12 protein-coding genes, 1 tRNA gene and 1 pseudogene are annotated in these 17,423 nt (G+C 56.7%); 6 read left to right on the top strand and 8 right to left on the bottom strand.

Annotated elements, in window-relative coordinates:
* Position 1: 1 nt before the first annotated feature.
* The 3 genes from GOB81_RS14510 to GOB81_RS14520 form a co-directional block, all read right to left on the bottom strand.
* Positions 2-1,324 carry a chloride channel protein gene (locus GOB81_RS14510; protein WP_233419922.1) on the bottom strand — a complete coding sequence of 441 codons (1,323 nt, stop codon included), beginning with the start codon at positions 1,322-1,324 and terminating at the stop codon, positions 2-4.
* An 88-nt stretch (positions 1,325-1,412) separates the two neighbouring features.
* Positions 1,413-2,690 carry a hypothetical protein gene (locus GOB81_RS14515; RefSeq protein WP_061498825.1) on the bottom strand — a complete coding sequence of 426 codons (1,278 nt, stop codon included), beginning with the start codon at positions 2,688-2,690 and terminating at the stop codon, positions 1,413-1,415.
* Positions 2,691-2,984: 294 nt separating this feature from the next.
* Positions 2,985-4,514 (bottom strand): LA2681 family HEPN domain-containing protein, encoded by a 1,530-nt coding sequence (locus GOB81_RS14520; RefSeq protein WP_173571123.1) that lies wholly within the window; start codon positions 4,512-4,514, stop codon positions 2,985-2,987.
* A gap of 450 nt (positions 4,515-4,964) precedes the next feature.
* Between GOB81_RS14520 and GOB81_RS14525 the strand changes: the two genes are divergently transcribed.
* Positions 4,965-6,050, top strand: coding sequence for an MBL fold metallo-hydrolase (locus tag GOB81_RS14525; protein ID WP_173571124.1), 1,086 nt, complete (start codon positions 4,965-4,967; stop codon positions 6,048-6,050).
* A 2-nt stretch (positions 6,051-6,052) separates the two neighbouring features.
* A complete protein-coding gene (locus GOB81_RS14530) occupies positions 6,053-6,880 on the top strand; it encodes a hypothetical protein (protein ID WP_173571125.1) in 828 nt (275 codons plus the stop codon).
* Between the two features lie 391 nt (positions 6,881-7,271).
* On the opposite strand, the gene GOB81_RS14535 is transcribed toward GOB81_RS14530, so the two are convergent.
* From GOB81_RS14535 to GOB81_RS14545, 3 genes are read right to left on the bottom strand one after another with little or no spacing between them, the layout of a single operon-like run.
* A complete protein-coding gene (locus tag GOB81_RS14535; protein WP_173571126.1) occupies positions 7,272-7,865 on the bottom strand; it encodes a Mov34/MPN/PAD-1 family protein in 594 nt (197 codons plus the stop codon).
* Positions 7,843-9,594, bottom strand: coding sequence for a ThiF family adenylyltransferase (locus GOB81_RS14540; protein WP_173571127.1), 1,752 nt, complete (start codon positions 9,592-9,594; stop codon positions 7,843-7,845). The genes GOB81_RS14535 and GOB81_RS14540 overlap by 23 nt, the downstream gene beginning before the upstream one ends.
* Positions 9,591-10,766, bottom strand: a complete 1,176-nt coding sequence (locus tag GOB81_RS14545; protein WP_198912127.1) for a ComEC/Rec2 family competence protein — start codon at positions 10,764-10,766, stop codon at positions 9,591-9,593. Before GOB81_RS14545 ends, GOB81_RS14540 begins: the two co-directional genes overlap by 4 nt.
* Positions 10,767-11,232: 466 nt before the next feature.
* Between GOB81_RS14545 and GOB81_RS14550 the strand changes: the two genes are divergently transcribed.
* A protein-coding gene (locus GOB81_RS14550) for an IS5 family transposase (RefSeq protein WP_173571129.1) occupies positions 11,233-11,990 on the top strand; the annotation gives its coding sequence in 2 pieces (ribosomal slippage) (positions 11,233-11,554 and positions 11,554-11,990; 759 coding nt in all).
* A gap of 221 nt (positions 11,991-12,211) precedes the next feature.
* Positions 12,212-12,937, top strand: a pseudogene (locus tag GOB81_RS14555) (hypothetical protein).
* A gap of 93 nt (positions 12,938-13,030) precedes the next feature.
* On the opposite strand, the gene GOB81_RS14560 reads toward GOB81_RS14555, so the two are convergent.
* On the bottom strand, positions 13,031-15,088 hold the full coding sequence (locus tag GOB81_RS14560) for a ParB/RepB/Spo0J family partition protein (protein WP_048846583.1): 2,058 nt from the start codon (positions 15,086-15,088) through the stop codon (positions 13,031-13,033).
* A 393-nt stretch (positions 15,089-15,481) separates the two neighbouring features.
* On the opposite strand from GOB81_RS14560, the gene GOB81_RS14565 reads away from it, so the two are divergent.
* A complete protein-coding gene (locus GOB81_RS14565) occupies positions 15,482-15,676 on the top strand; it encodes a hypothetical protein (protein WP_048846582.1) in 195 nt (64 codons plus the stop codon).
* Positions 15,677-15,688: 12 nt separating this feature from the next.
* On the top strand, positions 15,689-17,356 hold the full coding sequence (locus GOB81_RS14570) for a recombinase family protein (RefSeq protein WP_048846579.1): 1,668 nt from the start codon (positions 15,689-15,691) through the stop codon (positions 17,354-17,356).
* Here the strand turns inward: GOB81_RS14570 and GOB81_RS14575 are convergent.
* A tRNA-Met gene (locus GOB81_RS14575) sits at positions 17,313-17,389 on the bottom strand. The genes GOB81_RS14570 and GOB81_RS14575 overlap by 44 nt on opposite strands.
* Positions 17,390-17,423: the final 34 nt, after the last annotated feature.

A 17,423-nucleotide genomic window follows, 5' to 3' on the forward strand; every position in this document is an offset into this window, starting at 1 on the left:
CCTAGCGTTTTTCGGCCGCGGCGCGGGTGCGTAATGCCTCATAAATCGGTGCTTCCCCCATGCCGTCGGCCACGAACATCGCGGCAAAACTGCCCGAAAGCAGCGGAAGCAGCAGGCTGGGCGTATTGGTCATTTCCGTCACAAGAATGATCCCGGTCAAAGGTGCCCGCACCGCTCCCGCAAACATTGCCGCCATACCGACCACAACAAAGGGTGTGGTCCGCCCCGCCAGCGTGGGCGCCAGAACATGGGCCAGATCTCCGCAGCCCAGGCCCGCCAGAGCACCCAGAGCCAGCATGGGAGCGAAGAGGCCACCCGGCGTTGCTGCAGCATAGGAAATCGAGCCGAAGACCAGACGCAGGGCATACAATCCTGGCAGCGCTGTCCAGATCAGCGTTCCATCGATGGCGCTTTGCGTGATCCAGTCGCCTCCACCAGCAAGGTGAGGTGTAAGCCAGACGATCAGCCCACCGATCGCGCCGATTGCCGCAGCCCGGATTTCCACGCTGGCATTCATCCGTTCAGCCAGCCGTAACGTGGTCAGAACTGTCCGGTTGTAAACGACCGAGAGCAGGCCAACTGCAAGCCCCGTCAGCAAGAACAGCAACTGCGTTGAAACGCTGATGACCATGGGACTGTCGGCCACCACGAAATCAGGATCACCGCCCAGCAACGCGCGGGCGACAAGGATGGCGGACACGGAAGCACCGAGTGCGGAACAGGCGGTTCGCGCCTCGAATTTGCCGACCAGCTCTTCCAGCACAAAGATCGCGCCAGCGCCTGGCGCATTGAACGCTGTCGCCAGTCCAGCTCCGGCACCAGCCGCCAGCAATGACCGGCAATCCGCCGGTCCCAACCGTAACAGCCGACCGATCGTATTGGCAGCCGTGGCACCCATCTGCACGCTCGGCCCCTCACGCCCCAGCGCTAGTCCTCCGCCGATGGCCAGCAATCCTCCGATGAACTTGACCGGGATCAGGCCGACAGAAGCTGGTGTTGCAAGTCCGGCCAAGACGGCCTCGACATGAGGGATCCCACTTCCAGAAGCCAGAGGCGCCAGCCGCCTGACCATCCAGGCCGCGATGAAGGCCGTGATGCTGCCGATCGCAATCAGCAACAGACTGGCGGAAAACGGGTGCAGGGCATCAAGCGCCAATGCCGTTCTCAACCCCGCAGCATGTTCAAGTAACAGCCGGAATGTCCCACAGACCGCTCCGACAACGACACCTGTCAGAATGGAAAGAAGGGAAAGCACAGTGAGACTGCTAGGCGGCTGGATCATCACCGCGTGCTGTGTTTCCTGACTATGAGTGGTGTCTGCCATCGCCTTCTTGCCGGATTATCATCGTTGCAAACCCGACCCCGGAGTCTGAGAAAAGTTTAGCATCTTTGCTCTTATGCCGATAACAACATCAGATCGGTGTCAAAGCATGCGAAATCGCCTGGACAGGCTTCAGTCCGTGACCAAAGCGGGCGATAGCTGCGCGATCCTTCTCCAGCGCCCCATAAGGTAGATACCGGACTTTCAGATCGGCAATCCTGCTGAAGGCCGGTCGCTTCAACTGTTCGCGCACATCGGCTTCCCGCTTGTCTGGAGCAACAAGGAACAGTCCTTCCAGAGCCTGCGCTTCCGACCCAAGAGCAAGATCCAGCATGCGCACGATGCCTGAATAGATGGTCGTTGAATGCTCGACCTCGAAGGCTGCCACAATCCTGTGGCTGTCCCGGTCTAGCCATAGGACATCGATCAGACGCACGGATTCCGCTCCCTGCGTTTCCGTCGTGAACCCTGGCAACACCGACAGGCAGCCATCCCCCAATTTACCGTCCTGCCATGGACGACTGTGATCATTGGCCGCAATCCAGACATCGTAACCCAGAGAATGCCCCAGATCGCGAAGCCAGCCCTGAATCTCGGTATGGGTATGATCCGTTTCCCGCTCTGCTGCCAGTATCCGAGCCTCTTTTGCGCTCTGCTCCCTCACCTGGTGAAGATCGGCTTCCCAGAGTTTCCGCGCTGTTTCGTTATCCTCGAGAGGTGGCGCTGTATAGCGTCCGCTTCCGAGATCAAACAGCAGTCCTCCGATAGCGCCCAGATCATTGGACAGCAGCGAACGATAGGTCGCATTCAGCTTCAGAATGCCCTGCCGCATGGCAAGATATTCCTCCCATCGGCCCAACTTCATCTTTGATCCGGTCAAGGCGTTATAGCCGTTCACGATTGCCGTATTGAAAGGCGGCATGATCGTAGGATGCAGGAAATACAGCAGATTGGCGACGGCTGGTCCCAGCCCTTTTATCTTCCGGGCATCGATCGCGTGGATGGCCGAGACCACGTGCTCGTCGGTATTGCAACACAGGCAGGTATCGAGAAGCTGCCCGAATGCTTTCTGGTTTGCAGGATTTTCGTAGATATCGGGAATGCGTAGCTTCGGCTTCCACAGGAATGCATGATCCGCACCCTTGAATATCTGACGCTGTTCAGCGATCGAATGAACAACTGTTTCCAGGGATGAGCCACGATAGGCGACCCCGAATGTGCCAGCGGTAATCTCGGTAACGACCTGCTGCAGACCACGGCGGATAGACCGGAAGTTCTTGAGGCGTTCATCCCACAAAAACCAGCTCTGATAGGTGCCTGCCGGATCATCACGCCAGCGAAGGATAAGGTCTCGAATAAGGTCGGTCATCAGTCCAGAAGCTACAATTATATTCGCTCTTGACACTGATTGTAACAGCATCTCACGTCAATGCGGATAATCGCAAGGCCTGGCGAGGTTTAAGATACTCATGTCCGCTTTCCGGAAAGTCGAATAGCCCCGCTTATGACCGGGATGTAGGCGACTGCCGCCTGTCTGCTCCTACATCACTGAGCAGACAGGCGGACTAGGGGGGGCAACGGAATGTCGGCTTTCGGATCACAATTTAAATTACCTGACACCCAGTCAGACCAAAATACTATTATCCTGACAAGGCAGTCTTTTTTAATGTGGATCACGGCGCTTCCACCGATCTTCGAACAAGTAAAGTGGCATTGATCCAACCATCTCTTCCGAATCATCACGCAACTTCTTGCGCTCTTCATGCCTAATCGCGAATGACACATAAAACAAAGCCGATCGCGCAATCTGCATTACCCGGATCGCCTTCGATTCCAGTTCGTCGCTCCCAATGGCAATCCCAAAACTACTGGTGTTGGAGGGCTCGATCGGGAGCGGTTTGGCCCAACCCATGCTTACACGCAGATAGGTGTGTTCAAGAGCGTTGCGGATCGCATGGAGTTCTCGGGCATCTGCGGACGTTGTCTGCTTGAGTTGATCGTCAAACAGTTCCTTTGAGAGCCAATAGAGTCCTCGTAGAGACCAATTGTTTGATTCTGCGAACTGCGGAAGCAGTCTCTGTTTCTTTTCGACCATCCAGACATTCTTGAAGCTGATATGCGCGGGTATCTTTCCCAATTTCCAATACCGGTCGATCAAGAATGCAATCTTGTCGAGTAAGGAATATGCGATACGAAATGCTGTGCGCACCCTCTCGCTCGCAAGTGAATAGAGCGGGTAATCGAGCGTATTAGTGAGCGTGACCCCACGGTCGGAGAAATGGACCCGTGTGCTACTCATTCCTTCGAACAGCATGTAGCGCGCCGAGACGTATTCCTGTTTCATTTGGCTAAAAAAGCCGATAATCGGAGGCGGTGAATAGTCACCGGGCCGCTCGTCGAACCTCTCCCTAATGCCGGGCAACATCAGGTCATCGGTCGCTGCGGCGAGATACGGTCCCAGATCGTTCAATGGGCTAAGAAACAGCCGTTTATCGAGGCACCACTGACGATAAGCGCGTTCCACTTTCGACCGGCCCTGTTCACCCTGATCGAGATTCTGCATTGCTCGCGCAGCATCGACATTGACCGCTCTTCCAAGAGCCTCGGCCATGTCCTTGAATTGCGCAATGACGGACAGAAAGTCGGCAGAGTCATACACCGCATCCGGCGCCATTGCCTTGCAGAAACTGTCATAGGCATGGAGCGCCAGAATGGTTCGCTCTTGATTGTCATCGATCATACCGGCATATTGCCTAAGTCCGGCACCGCGATTACCGAGAGCCTTCGCGAAGTGCGGATCAATGCGGAGCGCCTCGTCCCAACCGGCGATTGCATCGATCGAGCGACCGACCCTGTCGAGCAGATTGGCACGATTGGTCAGTATCTGGCAGCGCCGTCCATTATCAAGTTTCATGAACCCGGGATGGCTGGATGCGCGCGTGAACGCCAACATCTCTTCCTGAAGTTCTACACTCTCCCAAGACCAGGATTGCCGAATATTAGCAATCTGTGATCGCGTAGCCCACGCATTAGCCCGGAAATATTCCGCCAGCACAGCTAGTTCTTCGGTGAGTGGCCTTTTTGTAAGCTCATCAAGCAAGTACAATGCGCGCTTCGCACCGCGTTCAAATGCAGCATCACAGGAATCGTCGATCAGCCGACCGATATGTTCGAGTGCCTCGTCGTCACTCATTTTTGTAATGCTGCGTTCGCAGCTTTTATTAAGAGCTTCGAGATTAGGCTGATTGGACAATTTGACTGGCTCTCTGGATTCTGGCTAAGGAGGAGGACTCATGATAATTTTGAGTTGCTCGGCCACGGTGACGCCTATCAAGGGGCTACCAGGGGACGAAGATCAGCAATTTGTTGCGTTAAGTGCTTACGTTGGAACGGGGGGGAGCAGAAGGTCTGCTATTAGGCATGAAATTTCAATAGTGAACGTTTTTATGATAAAGGTGTCCAGAGTTTGAGCTGAAGTCACCAGTTTTACATGATGAGGAAATGAGTTCCCGGCGTTGGCTAATCGCTCGTGGAAAAAGCCTCTACATCGTCTTGCAAAAGCTTATGACGCTTTCCATCTATATCTAGTCGCAGCTTGTGTAGTGATATCGCATTAATTTTTTCTCGGAGAAAAGAACACCTAATGGCTGATTTCTTTGAAATAGATTTCTTAGGTGTTGAAACAAGCAAGAGCGGCGATGCAATAGCAATTCGCTATGAATTGGCAGGACAGACGACCATCCACGTTGTTGATGGGGGTTATACTACCAGCGGGGAGCGTCTTCGAGATCTCATCAACAAGTACTACGACAATCCGGCATTCATCGATCGCGTGGTCGCGACGCACAACGATGGGGATCACGCACGTGGCCTGGTCGCAGTTCTCGAACATTTTGAGATCGGTGAACTATGGATGCTCCGCCCGTGGGAGCATGCGGAAGAGCTAATTGAGCATTTTGATACCTATGAGAGTGTACCACACCTGCAAGGCGCCCTGCGGCGTGCTTACACTAACCTTGCAGCTCTTGAAGATATAGCGATTGACAAGGGCATTCCAATCTATGAGCCGTTCCAAGGGGCGCAGATCGGTGCATTCCACGTCATGGCCCCCTCGCGCGAGCGCTACCTCGACCTCATTTTAACGTCGAACAAGACGCCGGAAAGCTCGGGTATGGAATCCAGAATCGACAGTATTTTGGGTACCATCGTGGAGAAGGCGAAGACAGTGGTCGCGTTGCTCCGAGCATCATGGGGAGCGGAAGCCTTTCCGCCAGGAGATACGAGCAACGAAAATGAGATGAGTGTCGTCCAGTACGCGACTCTGAATGGCAAGAAAATCCTGTTGACTGCTGATACGGGACGAAACGGTCTACAGGAGGTAATCGACCATGCACCATATGTCGGTTTGACCCTTCCGGGGATCGACCGGTTCCAAGTTCCACACCATGGTGGGCGGCACAATGTTAATGCGGATCTGCTAAACGCTATTGTAGGCCCAATTCTCCAGGAGCCGCAGGAGACCGGGCATTTTCAGGCCTACATCAGCTCAGCGAAGGCAGATGAAGACCATCCCCGTAAGGTCGTACAACGCGCGCTTATCCATCGTGGTGCAAATCTTCACATGACCGAGGGCCAAAACATCCGTACGTCGGGTGGTGCCGCTCCGTCACGGCCAGATTACACGCCATTGGTGCCGACCGCATATCCCGATTCCTATGAGGAGGCTTGACGGTGGCAATACCGATCCCGAACGGTATTGCACAGCTATTCGATAGCTATGGTCGGCAGGCCAGACTGTTTCCTGCTCTTCTAACGATTTTTCCTCCCCTTCTTACCATACTGGCATGGTTCCCGTGGCTTCTGCTTTCCAGTGGCGGTGCGACACTTCTTACATTAGCGACATCATGCGGCCTTCTATACGCTCTTGGCTCGTATGCTCGCACCAAGGGTAAGCGGATTGAGCCAAAACTACTTAAGAGGTGGGGCGGATGGCCGACAACACTACTTTTGCGCCATGACAGCGAACTCGATCAGCATACCCGGCTGCGTTATCACACATATCTGGCGGGCGTAGTGCCCGAAAGTCTATCCTTCCCCACGGTTCAGGAAGAGCAAGCGAATCCCGCAGGCGCTAATGCGGTGTATGATTCAGCAATACGATGGTTGAAAGAAAGTACTCGAGGTAAAGAGTTTGCGATGGTGGAGCGCGAGAATGCGCAATACGGATTTCGTCGTAATTTGCTGGGCCTCAAGCCTTTCGCACTCACCCTTTGCCTCCTGACGTTGGTCATCACGATGCTCACAATTTTTAACAAAGCCCCTAATCTCGTGGATTCCATAAGAAATTGTGACTTTGCGGCGTTAGCAAAAGTAGCATCTGATCTTGGCCCCGCTATCCTAGCAACATTTGCGGTCAATCTGTTTGCCATGCTTGCGTGGTTTTTTGTCGTGACCAAGCGCTGGGTTCGGGAAGCCGGGTTCCAATATGCCTACGCTTTACTCGCCGTGTGCGATATGACAACCAACGCGACGAATAAGAAAAGGAAAAAGGCTGTTTAGTGGACAAGGATCAGATCAATCTGCCAGCAGACATGCTGCCGCGTCCCTTCCGATGCGAGGTCAATATGCACAATGCGGGTTTTCTATAGCACGCCTATATGCGGGATAGACCATTACACAGCCTAACCCCGCATGCGAACTTTGTACCAATCATGTCCGCTTTACGGAAAACAATTTAGCGGCTCGTATGACCAAAATGAGGCGCAATCATCTGCATCACCGCGACATGGCTGCTCGCATGCACGGGTGCTCGCGTGCGCCACCATGCCGAGGCTTACGCTCTTGCTCTGTTTGAAGCGATTGACGTGGGCGTTCCCCAACCCAATGTCGGCAAACCCCGCTCGACCAGGCAGCGGAAGAAAGGGCAGAGGAGTGGAGATGCGGCGGAGGATTAATCAGCGTCGATCGTTGCGCGTATTTCGGGATTTGAAATAAGCCGGATCACAGCCCCTTTGTGCTCCGATGCTTGAAAGAACCGCGCAATCATGCCTCTGTCAGTTGCGGGCGGCGTGACATCCTCCGCCTCAAGCATTAGCGGAACCGGATGGTGGCCAGCATCGCCTGGCATGAACAGATAAGTTCCGGCGTTGAGCGTCGTGTCTTGGTCCAAGCGGACTATCATCAAAATGGCGAAGGTCGCTCCCGTCGAGGCGTCGTCGACGAGGGTATGCATCGCATGGAGATCAGGAAAACTCGGAGTGACGCCGAAAGAAGGATGCGAATGCCATTCTCCGAGGTAATTGTATTTCATGTAGTCGTGCTCGGTCTGCTTGAAGAAGCGCTCAAGTTGCCGGAGATGGAGCCGGGGCATGCGTAAAAACGATGCGAAAGTGCCTTTCGATCGCTGAACCGAGAAATTGACGATGCGGAATTCATCGTGAGCTACATGCTCACCCATTAGAATTCCGCCGGTTTCCGTCGAACCGCGTTGCCTCAAGACTTTTGCAAGCCTCTGCGCCACATTAGGCGATAGCAGGAGGCGCATCCGTATTTCCTCCGATAAGGCCGCTGATAAATGTTGCGGCTTCATTACGTTGTTTGTCAGAGAACGACACGGGCGCCGCGACAGCCTCAGGCGGCCCTACATCGATCGGATAGGTGTCGAAGGGGCCGCTGAAAATCCAGCCCTTCTTAAGACCGATCAGATAGACCGGGTGACTGTAGGAGGACACGGCACTCTGGAGAAGAGCGTCGACTACTATCCGCGTTGTGTGCGCCGCAATCACGGCGACATCTGCATCATCCGCGATGAGCGTCGTATCACTATCGTCCCGCGTCTCATATTGATGGTCTGCGCCAAGCCAAGGTACGTTTTGATCGGCGCACCACTGCAAAATTTGAGCCCGCATCCGAGCGGGTGACGGCGTCAAGTTTGGGCTATGTCGCGCGAGTAGGCCGCCAATTCCGCCGGCAAATGTTTCTGCCCAGACTAGCGTCTTCTTATCGGCAGCCGCAATTGCGGCCAGAAGATTGAAGACCATAGGATCTGCCGTTGCATCCACGATGACATCACATGCAGTCGCAGCGCTTAGCGCTCTTGCGATGCGACTGCTTGCTTCCTGGCCGTTCAGCCGAGTTCGATGGACCGTGACCTTCGTATCCACGTTAACGAGACAAATCCTCTGCTTGAGAGCATCAACCTTATGCGATCCCACATCACGCCAATCAAATTCGTGACGGACGAGGTTTCCGAAGAGAAAAACATCGTCATCGACGAGCTCAAAGCGCCCTACTCCGGCACGAGCGAGTGAAACGGCAATCTTGGCACCAAGCGATCCGCTCCCGACGATGCATACGGACTTTCCGGCAAGCGACGCATAGTCGGCACCGAGCCGCTTTCCCTTATCGTCGGTGATGTAGACGATTGAGTAGGTAGAGAAATTTCGGTCGTGAAGCCATACCAGTGTCGGCTCACCTCCATTAATGTAGAATAAGACGAAGGATGCCGCTCGATCGGAACCTGACAACTCCGCTGGATCGATACCGAGTTCCGAGATGTAAGCGATCATCGACGCCATATCGCCCTGGATCGGAGGCGAAGGCGCGTTTATCGGGAGATGAAGGGCGGCACCGCTATACACCAGGCCGTCGAGTGCCGCGACCGGGATCAGTCGATCGTGCCAGGCTTCAGCGCCGTCCATTTCCAAGCTGGTGACACTCGCGCGTGATTCAAGGACGCCTGTTACGCAGACCTTGATCCGTGCCGGTACAAACAATGGCATATCCTGCAGGCGAACTAGCAGAGCGGGTGTCGCGATGAAGCGGTTCGACTCGCCACGCAGGGAGTGCGCAAAGCTGAATAGGTCGCGAGAAGGTATCTCGGCTTGCGGTTCTTCTTGCTGGGTGGGGTTCTCCAGCTGGAGAAGTCGATAAGCGCTCGCCAACATATCGGCACCGGTGAGATCGGCTTGCCAATTGTCCGCACCCCATTCGAGGCAGAGCTCACCCCCTTTTCCGTACTGGTGAAAACTCCAGCGCGTTTTCTCGGTCTCGCGCGGAAAGACCGACGGCGGGCAGCTAGGAAAGACGTATGGGTATTTCAGGGTGATCGGGAAAACACGACCATTAATCTCGATCGTAGCATCAACCTCAAGCAGGTTCGACACCAACCGCCAATGGACATCCTTCAGCCAAGCGCCGTCCTGCCGTTCGAGCTCTTCAATCGCGGCACGCTCGTGGTTCAGACGAGCAAGGTCAGACAGGAACCAAATCAAGCAAACCCCGCCGGCTTCACGGGCGTTACAGGGCGCGGCGGAAAGCCAATCCCTGCTGGCGGAATAGTGGCTGCAGTCGAAGTACGCAGCAGGCTCCTTGCCGATGTCGCCGCCTGTTTCACAACGGCCCGCAGCTTGGGACCAGTTGCGTTCACATCGAACTCCATCGGCACGGGATCATCCTCACCACCATGCAGCGACGTGTTGAGGAAGACCCCATTCACGGAGCTGAGGATCGCCTCGTATTCACGCTTGGCGCGGATGCAAGGAGGGTCATCCTTGTCGTTTTTGATGGGCTTGGAGGTCGCGACAATGTAAGCGCCGGACAATGCCTGCCCGAGCGCTTTCCTGGCATCAGGGGAGACCTTTGCCTTCTCACCCAGATCGCCCCAACTGTCATACGACAGAGAATGCCATGAGCAGTGATGAGGCGCCTGCATGAGATGGTAGTTGATGGTGTTCGTGTCGGCGCTGTGGTCCGCCCAGATACGTTCCCAGATACCAACCATGGCATCGCCACCTGACAAGAACCGGCAGGCGTGAAGCTTCTCTCCGTTCGCCACGGAGAATCGCACGATCACACTGGAGTGGTTCTTGCTCCGCCGCTCTTCTTCCTCATCCGTGCCCTGTCCTTTCGGCGCGAGGAGCCGACCGCGAAATGCGGTGTCCGTGTTCCCGTCAATTGAGGTAATGGTCTTGCCGGCTTTCACCACGATTTCTGCGATGTCATCCGTCTTCCCGTCCCGGTCCTCACCCATCACCTGGATACGGTCACCAGCAGCGAACTTACGGTTCGCTTTGTAGAGGTTGACACGACGGCGGGCTTCCTTTCTCCAGGCATCCGCATCTTTGCAGAGCGTCTGGTCCTTGGGCGTCCGGCGGAACACTATTGGTGACGACCACATCTCGCGGATCACGATTTTAGCAAGCTCGCCAGACTTGGGTTGCTTGTAATCGGCCAACGGACCGAGATGAAAATGCTCAATGAGGCCACGACAATGGTCTTGGTCGGGGTGCGTCAGCAGCACAGCATCCACATATGGGCGGCCCGTTTCGTCTGTATCGAGGCGGCGACGGAGGTCGGCCGATACATCGCGGATACCATCACCAGACTGGCGGATATTCATGTCGATAAGTATAGATCTACCGCTCTCCAGCTTGATGAGCGTCATGTCGCCGTTTCCGACGGGAAAGAATGTAATAACGGCGGCCATGCAACTTAAAACCTTTGCGTTAATACCTGCTGACAGAGCGTCATCCGATTCGCAACAACAACCAGATTAACCGAGAAATCGACAGTAATGTAGTGTAACAGCCGTCCGGCTACAAGGCCAGCGCAGTGCATCCGGGAACAGCCGCCCACCGCTTAAACGCTTTAAGCCTTTTCATCCCGATGTGAGCGAAATGTGAGCCCTGGGCATGCGCGCAAGCCACGATCCTAGACGTCGAAAACGCAAGCCGGAACGACGCGTGGACCCAATACACTATCGCAATTGTATTGATCGTCTCGGCAGGGCGCGGCGCTTGAACGCGAGGCTGAGTCCCTGCTCAAGAGCGACCAGCAGGTCCGCTTTCTAGGCTCAGGACCCATTGATTTGATTTCGGAAATCTGATTCAGGCTCTCTGAGGAGACTGAAGATGAGTGACTTGTTTTGGCTGACGGATAAACAGATTGAGCGTCTGCGGCCGTTCTTTCCCAAAAGCCACGGCAAACCACGCGTTGATGACCGCCGTGTGTTGAGCGGCATCATTTTCGTGAACCGCAATGGCCTGCGCTGGCGTGATGCGTCCCGGGAATATGGTCCGCACAAGACGCTCTACAACCGCTGGAAGCGTTGGAGCGACATGGGCATTTTCATGCAGATGATGGATGGCCTGTCTGCCGCGAAAGCCGAGCCTCAGACGATTATGATTGATGCGACGTATCTCAAGGCGCACCGCACGGCTTCAAGCCTGCGGTTAAAAAAGGGGATCCACGCCGCCTGATTGGTCGCACCAAAGGCGGTATAAATACCAAACTCCATGCGGTCACCGATCAGAACGGACGACCGCTGAGCTTCTTCATGACAGCCGGACAGGTCAATGATTACACCGTAGCCTCTGCTCTGCTGGACAGCCTTCCCATGGCACGGTGGTTGTTGGCGGATCGAGGTTATGATGCTGACTGGTTCAGGGACGCCCTGGAGGAGAAAGGGATAAAGCCCTGCATTCCAGGACGGAAATCTCGCGGAAAACCAGTCAAATATGACAAGAGAAAATACAAACGCCGCAATCGCATCGAGATCATGTTCGGAAGGCTCAAGGACTGGCGGCGTGTCGCAACACGCTATGCCAGATGCCCCACCGTCTTCTTCTCCGCCATCTGCCTCGCCGCAACCGTCATCTTCTGGCTATGAGTCCTGAGCCTAACCTCCAAGCCAGACCGTCCGCTTTCAGCTCAACTTGTCTGCGAGATATCGTGCTGCTTATGTCCGCTGCACGGAAAGATGTGCGTTGGCATGTATGTCCGACATGTAGGCGTAAGCCGACATTACGACGACGGAGACTGAGCTGAGATGAGCTCCACGTCACAAATCCAGATTGGCAACTCGCACCAGTCTGGTTCATTGTTTACCCGATGCGGCCATTCCATTCACCCAACGACGGCGACCTCCCCCTGTCGCATGCCCTCATACTGAAGGCCGCGCTGCTGACGATCGGCTATATCGAGGAACACGGCCCGATCGGCCTCACGCCCAGCAAGGCGCTGAAACGCTATTTTGTCGCATGAGCCGCCGAGGCATTTGACTGGCCCGGCTATACGGTTGAAGACCTCTATGCCGTCAATAAAGTCCTCAATGAACATGATTTCCCGCCGCTGGTGATCCTGCATGAGGTTCTGCTCAGTGCGAAGCTCGCAAGGCATTTCAAGGGAACCCTGCGGCTGACCGACCTGGCGAGAAAGCTCAAATCGGAGCCAGCCCGGCTCTGGATGCTGTTGACGACTCATCTTCTCTTTGTCATCGACCACAGTCCATACACCCGAAGCGAAGAGCCACTGCTCGGCAACTGGGACATCTTTCTCAACGTCATTAATATCGAAGCTCAGGTTGCCGTCACCGAAGAGCGGCTGTGTTCGGTTCTCTACGGGGGCGAGGAAGATGATATCCGTCGCCGGGATTTCAAGCTGACCGCCAGTCTTTACGTCCATGTCCTGCGACCGCTGTGCTGGGCAGGACTGCTCAACGAGCACCGAACAGGCTCCGGCTTCAGCAGACCGGATTTCTATACCAAAACGCCTTTATGGCCAGTAGCCCTCAGCCTTGAAACGGACCGTCACCTGCAACCGGTGACCCATCACTAACGACTGCCGGCTTCCACTCCGGCGCGATATCGCTCCAATACAAAAGGCGGCTCCCGGAGACCGGAAGCCGCCCATGATATTCATCGACAGATCTCACTCGGCTGCGACCGCATCATGACTATCGGTCATACGCGCCGCCCCTTCTTCCCTTTCAGTTCGCTCCGGCACGTTCGCCGTCCGCAGAGCCTCGGGCAGCCAGCCGGCGCCCTCAAGCAGCCTTTCGGCCGCCTGCGCCATGTCGTTCTTTTTCAGATGTGCAATACGCTCGGCTGCCTCACTTCCCCGCGCCTCGCGCACGGCTTCGAGAATACGGGCCTTGGTGACGCGGCCCAGATAGTTCTCCACCGTCGGCTGCCAGCCCGCTTCGACCAGATCAAGCGTAAGCGCAGTGGCGAGGCGGTCGGCTCGCGCCAGCCGTTCCCTGACGCTGCGTGCCAGAGACGGGCCATGGGACGATTCATGCAACGCGTTGATCCCGAAAGACAGGCAATGCGCCAGCAGGGCCAGACGGCTGGTGTCATCCAGTCCGTCGATCCAGCGCCACAACGCGTCCTCATCCTCCGGCAGATCGTGCTTCCAACCTTCGTTGCGCTGGCGCAGCGCATGAGCCGGCAGGCTGCCCGGCATGTCGGGGGAATGCACCGGCAGGGAGATTTCCCGAACATAGGCTTCCAGGCAGTCCGCGCCCGAGACCTGCCAGTACAGGTCGCGCATCAGCGTGTGGAGCAGTTCCGTCAGCGCGATATGCGGATTGCCGGCAAACGCATCGCGCAGGGCCAGCGTGCGCCAGGCCGTCAGTTCGGTCAGCAGGCGGTCGGAAAGCGGCTTGAGTCCGTCTTCTTCTTCGGGCTCGGTATCGAAGGTATCTTCCATCCCAATTCCTTCGACATCGTCACCCGTGCCGTGATGAACGACCGTGTCATCATATCCCTCGGACTCATCGTGACCATCCTCGGGCTCCACCGGCATATCCTCGGGCAGAACGAAGCCCCGTTCGACCAGCAACGTGCCGTCGGTATCGAGACTGACAAAGACGCCGGCTCGCTGCATGTCCACCGGATCGAAGGACACAGGGCGTTCTTCCAGCGCCTCAATGGCCTGCTCGATCTCGCCCAGGCGGATATCAACGTCTTCGGGGAATTCATCGGCCTGCGCGTATTCCGCCTCGATCGTTTCCTGCTCGCTGTGCAGCGCGGTCAGGCGGGCGGCTTCTTCTTCCAAGAGCACCACTGGCACACCGTCGATCTCCGCTAAGTGCCGTGTGTGCCCCCAGGGGAAGGATAGCGCCGTCTCGACCCATTTCCAGCCTTCGGCACGGACCTGTTCGGCCGCCTCCTGCAGCTTTTCCATCACCAACTGATCGAGCAGGGTCGGATCCTGCAGCCAGCCGCCGTCGTCTGCCTCGAACAGGTCACGCATGACGGGACCGCCGGCGGCAAGATAGACGTCCAGCCCGACAAAGCGCACCCGGCGATCTGACGCCCGCACGGTTTTCTCCGTCAGCATGCGGCGGATCAGATAGGGTTCGCGATTGTGGCTCTGGGCAATAATCTCCCAGACCTGTTCCTGACGGGTGTGGTCATCGCTGATCGAAAAGGCCATGAGCTGGTCGAGCTTCATGCCATCCTGCTCGTAGATCTCGCGCAGTTTGTCGGACACGGTCATCAGGCGCAGACGCTGTTTGACCACGGTGGGCACGACGAAGAACGCGGCCGCGATTTCTTCCTCGGACATGCCCTTCTCCAGCATGTCACGGAAAGCCCGAAACTGGTCCAGCGGATGCAGGGCCACGCGCTGGACGTTTTCGGCCAGGGAATCATCCTCGGCGAGAATGGCCGATCCTGCCTCACGCACGACACAAGGCACCGGGGCGGTTTTCGCCAGTTTCTTCTGCTTCACCAACAGTTCGAGGGCGCGGAACCGGCGCCCTCCAGCAGGCACCTCGTAGGCACCGGTTTCCGCCCCCTCACCATTCAGGACGGGACGGACGTTCAGGCTCTGCAGCAGGCCGCGGCGTTCGATGTCGCGGGCCAGTTCCTCGATCGACAGACCGGACTTCACACGCCGCACATTGGACTGCGACAGCACCAGCTTGTTGAAAGGAATATCACGGGACGCATTGAGGGCGATTTTCTGGATGGCGCTCGCCATGGCAGGACACTCCGTAACGGACGGGCGGAAGCCTCTCTCCCACCCCTGAATCCGTCACGAAAAACCCCACGTCCCTCTTCCTCTCTCCCGGCCCCACGAGAGGTCAAACCGCATCCACGGAATGGCACGGACACGACTTTACGGAAGCTACATCTGCTCCAGTCGATCTGCGAGTCGACACGCGTCACGATAAAATACGACCATTATAGTCGTTCAATCACTGATTTGTGATAGTGCCGACCATGATAGCCGCGAATGTTCGCGCGTATCCCCAAGCCCTCTCTGCACGGCGCATCTCCCTGTTTCCACGTATTTTTCTGTTCACGCCTATCCCGTCCGACCTCCACAGTGCTGTCAGAACCACTCACAGGTCCATGCAGAAAGGACGGGAAGATGGCACGCCAACGCGATACGATAGCGGGCAAGGTGCGGCTCGTTCTCGACGCCCCGGAGGCCAACGTGACACCATTACGCAATGGAGCCGATCCTCGGCTGGTCAGTCTGGTCCGGCTTCTGGCCCGTCAGGCCGCACGGGATTTCGTCAACGCTGAAGTGGAGGCCGCGAGGCGACGCGATCTCCAGGATTAAGGAGATGGGATTGTGAAAGTCGCGCTCTACGCCCGCTACTCATCCGACAACCAGCGCGATGCGTCGATCGAGGATCAGTTGCGCCTCTGCCGGCTTCATGCGGAGAAACAGGGCTGGACGATCATCGACAGCTACACCGACCGTGCCATCTCCGGTGCTTCCCTGCTCCGCCCAGGTATTCAGGAACTGATCCAGGACGCTACGCGCGGCCGCTTCACGATCATCGTGGCCGAAGCCATGGACCGGCTGTCGCGCGACCAGGAAGATATCGCCGGCCTGTTCAAACGGATGACGTTCGCTGGCGTGCGGATCATCACCCTCTCCGAGGGCGACGTTACCCACCTGCATATCGGCCTCAAGGGCACCATGAATGCCCTGTTCCTCAAGGATCTGGCCGAGAAGGTTCGGCGGGGGCTGCGCGGGCGTATTGAGGACGGCAAGTCCGGCGGCGGCAATTCCTATGGCTATGATGTCGTGCGCCAGTTCGATGCGAAAGGCGAGCGCATCCGGGGCGACCGGACCATCAACGAGGAGGAGGCCCGCACAGTCAGACGGATCTTCACCGATTACACACGGGGAAAGTCGTCCCGCACGATCGCCATGGAATTGAACCGGGACGGCGTTCCGGGTCCGCAGGGACGTGATTGGGGACCGTCCACCATTCACGGCAATCGGGAACGCGGCACCGGTATCCTCAACAACGAGATGTATGTCGGGCGCCTGGTCTGGAACCGGCTGCGTTATCTGAAGGATCCGGATAGCGGCAAGCGCGTCTCACGCCTCAATCCTGAATCCGAATGGGTGATCCAGGAGGTGCCGGAATTACGGATCGTCGAACAGGATCTGTGGGATGCCGTAAAGGCCCGCCAGGCCGAAACGACGTTCAGCCAGCCGGCACGGGGAAACGAGGCCCTCAGCGCGCAACGGCGTCCCCGCCATCTCTTTGCCGGGCTGATCCGCTGCGGCTGCTGTGGTGGTGGTTACAGCATGATCTCAAAAGATCTGCTCGGCTGCTCGACAGCACGCAACAAGGGCACCTGCGACAATCGGCTCAACATCCGTCGCGACGCCCTCGAAGCATCAGTGCTGAGCGGGCTGCGCACGCATCTGATGGAACCGGACCTGTTCAAGGAGTTCTGCAACGAGTTCACCCGCGAGGTGAACCGACTGCGCATGGAACTGGGTGCCGATCTCGCAGCAATGCGGAATGAAATTCCCCGCATCGACAGAGAACTGGATAAGCTTCTGAATCTTATCCTTGCCTCAGATGACATTGAGGCATCCAAGCGGGTCATGAAAAAAATGACGACGCTCGAAGCCCGCAAGGAGGAACTGGAACAGAAAGTCGCCAATACCGAGGAGCCGCCTCCCCTTCTCCATCCGAACATGGCGGAGATCTACCAGCAGCGGATCACGTCTCTTTATGAGAGCCTTCAGGCCGAAGAGACGAAGACCGAGGCTGCCGAGCGCCTGCGCACACTGGTCTCGCAGATCACGCTCCAGCCGACCGACGGCGAACTGACGATCATCCTGCGCGGCGACCTAGCGGCGATCCTGCAGTTCGCGGCGCACAAGAAAAACGCCACGGTCCATCCGGACAGTGGCGTTCTCGATGCGTTCGTATCGCAAGTATCGTTGGTTGCGGGGATAGGATTTGAACCTATGACCTTCAGGTTATGAGCCTGACGAGCTACCGGGCTGCTCCACCCCGCGGTGGTGATTGTCATGTAGTGGGTTGGAAGACCTG

This window comes from Acetobacter conturbans (assembly GCF_011516755.1).
GTDB classification, from domain to species: Bacteria; Pseudomonadota; Alphaproteobacteria; order Acetobacterales; family Acetobacteraceae; genus Acetobacter; species Acetobacter conturbans.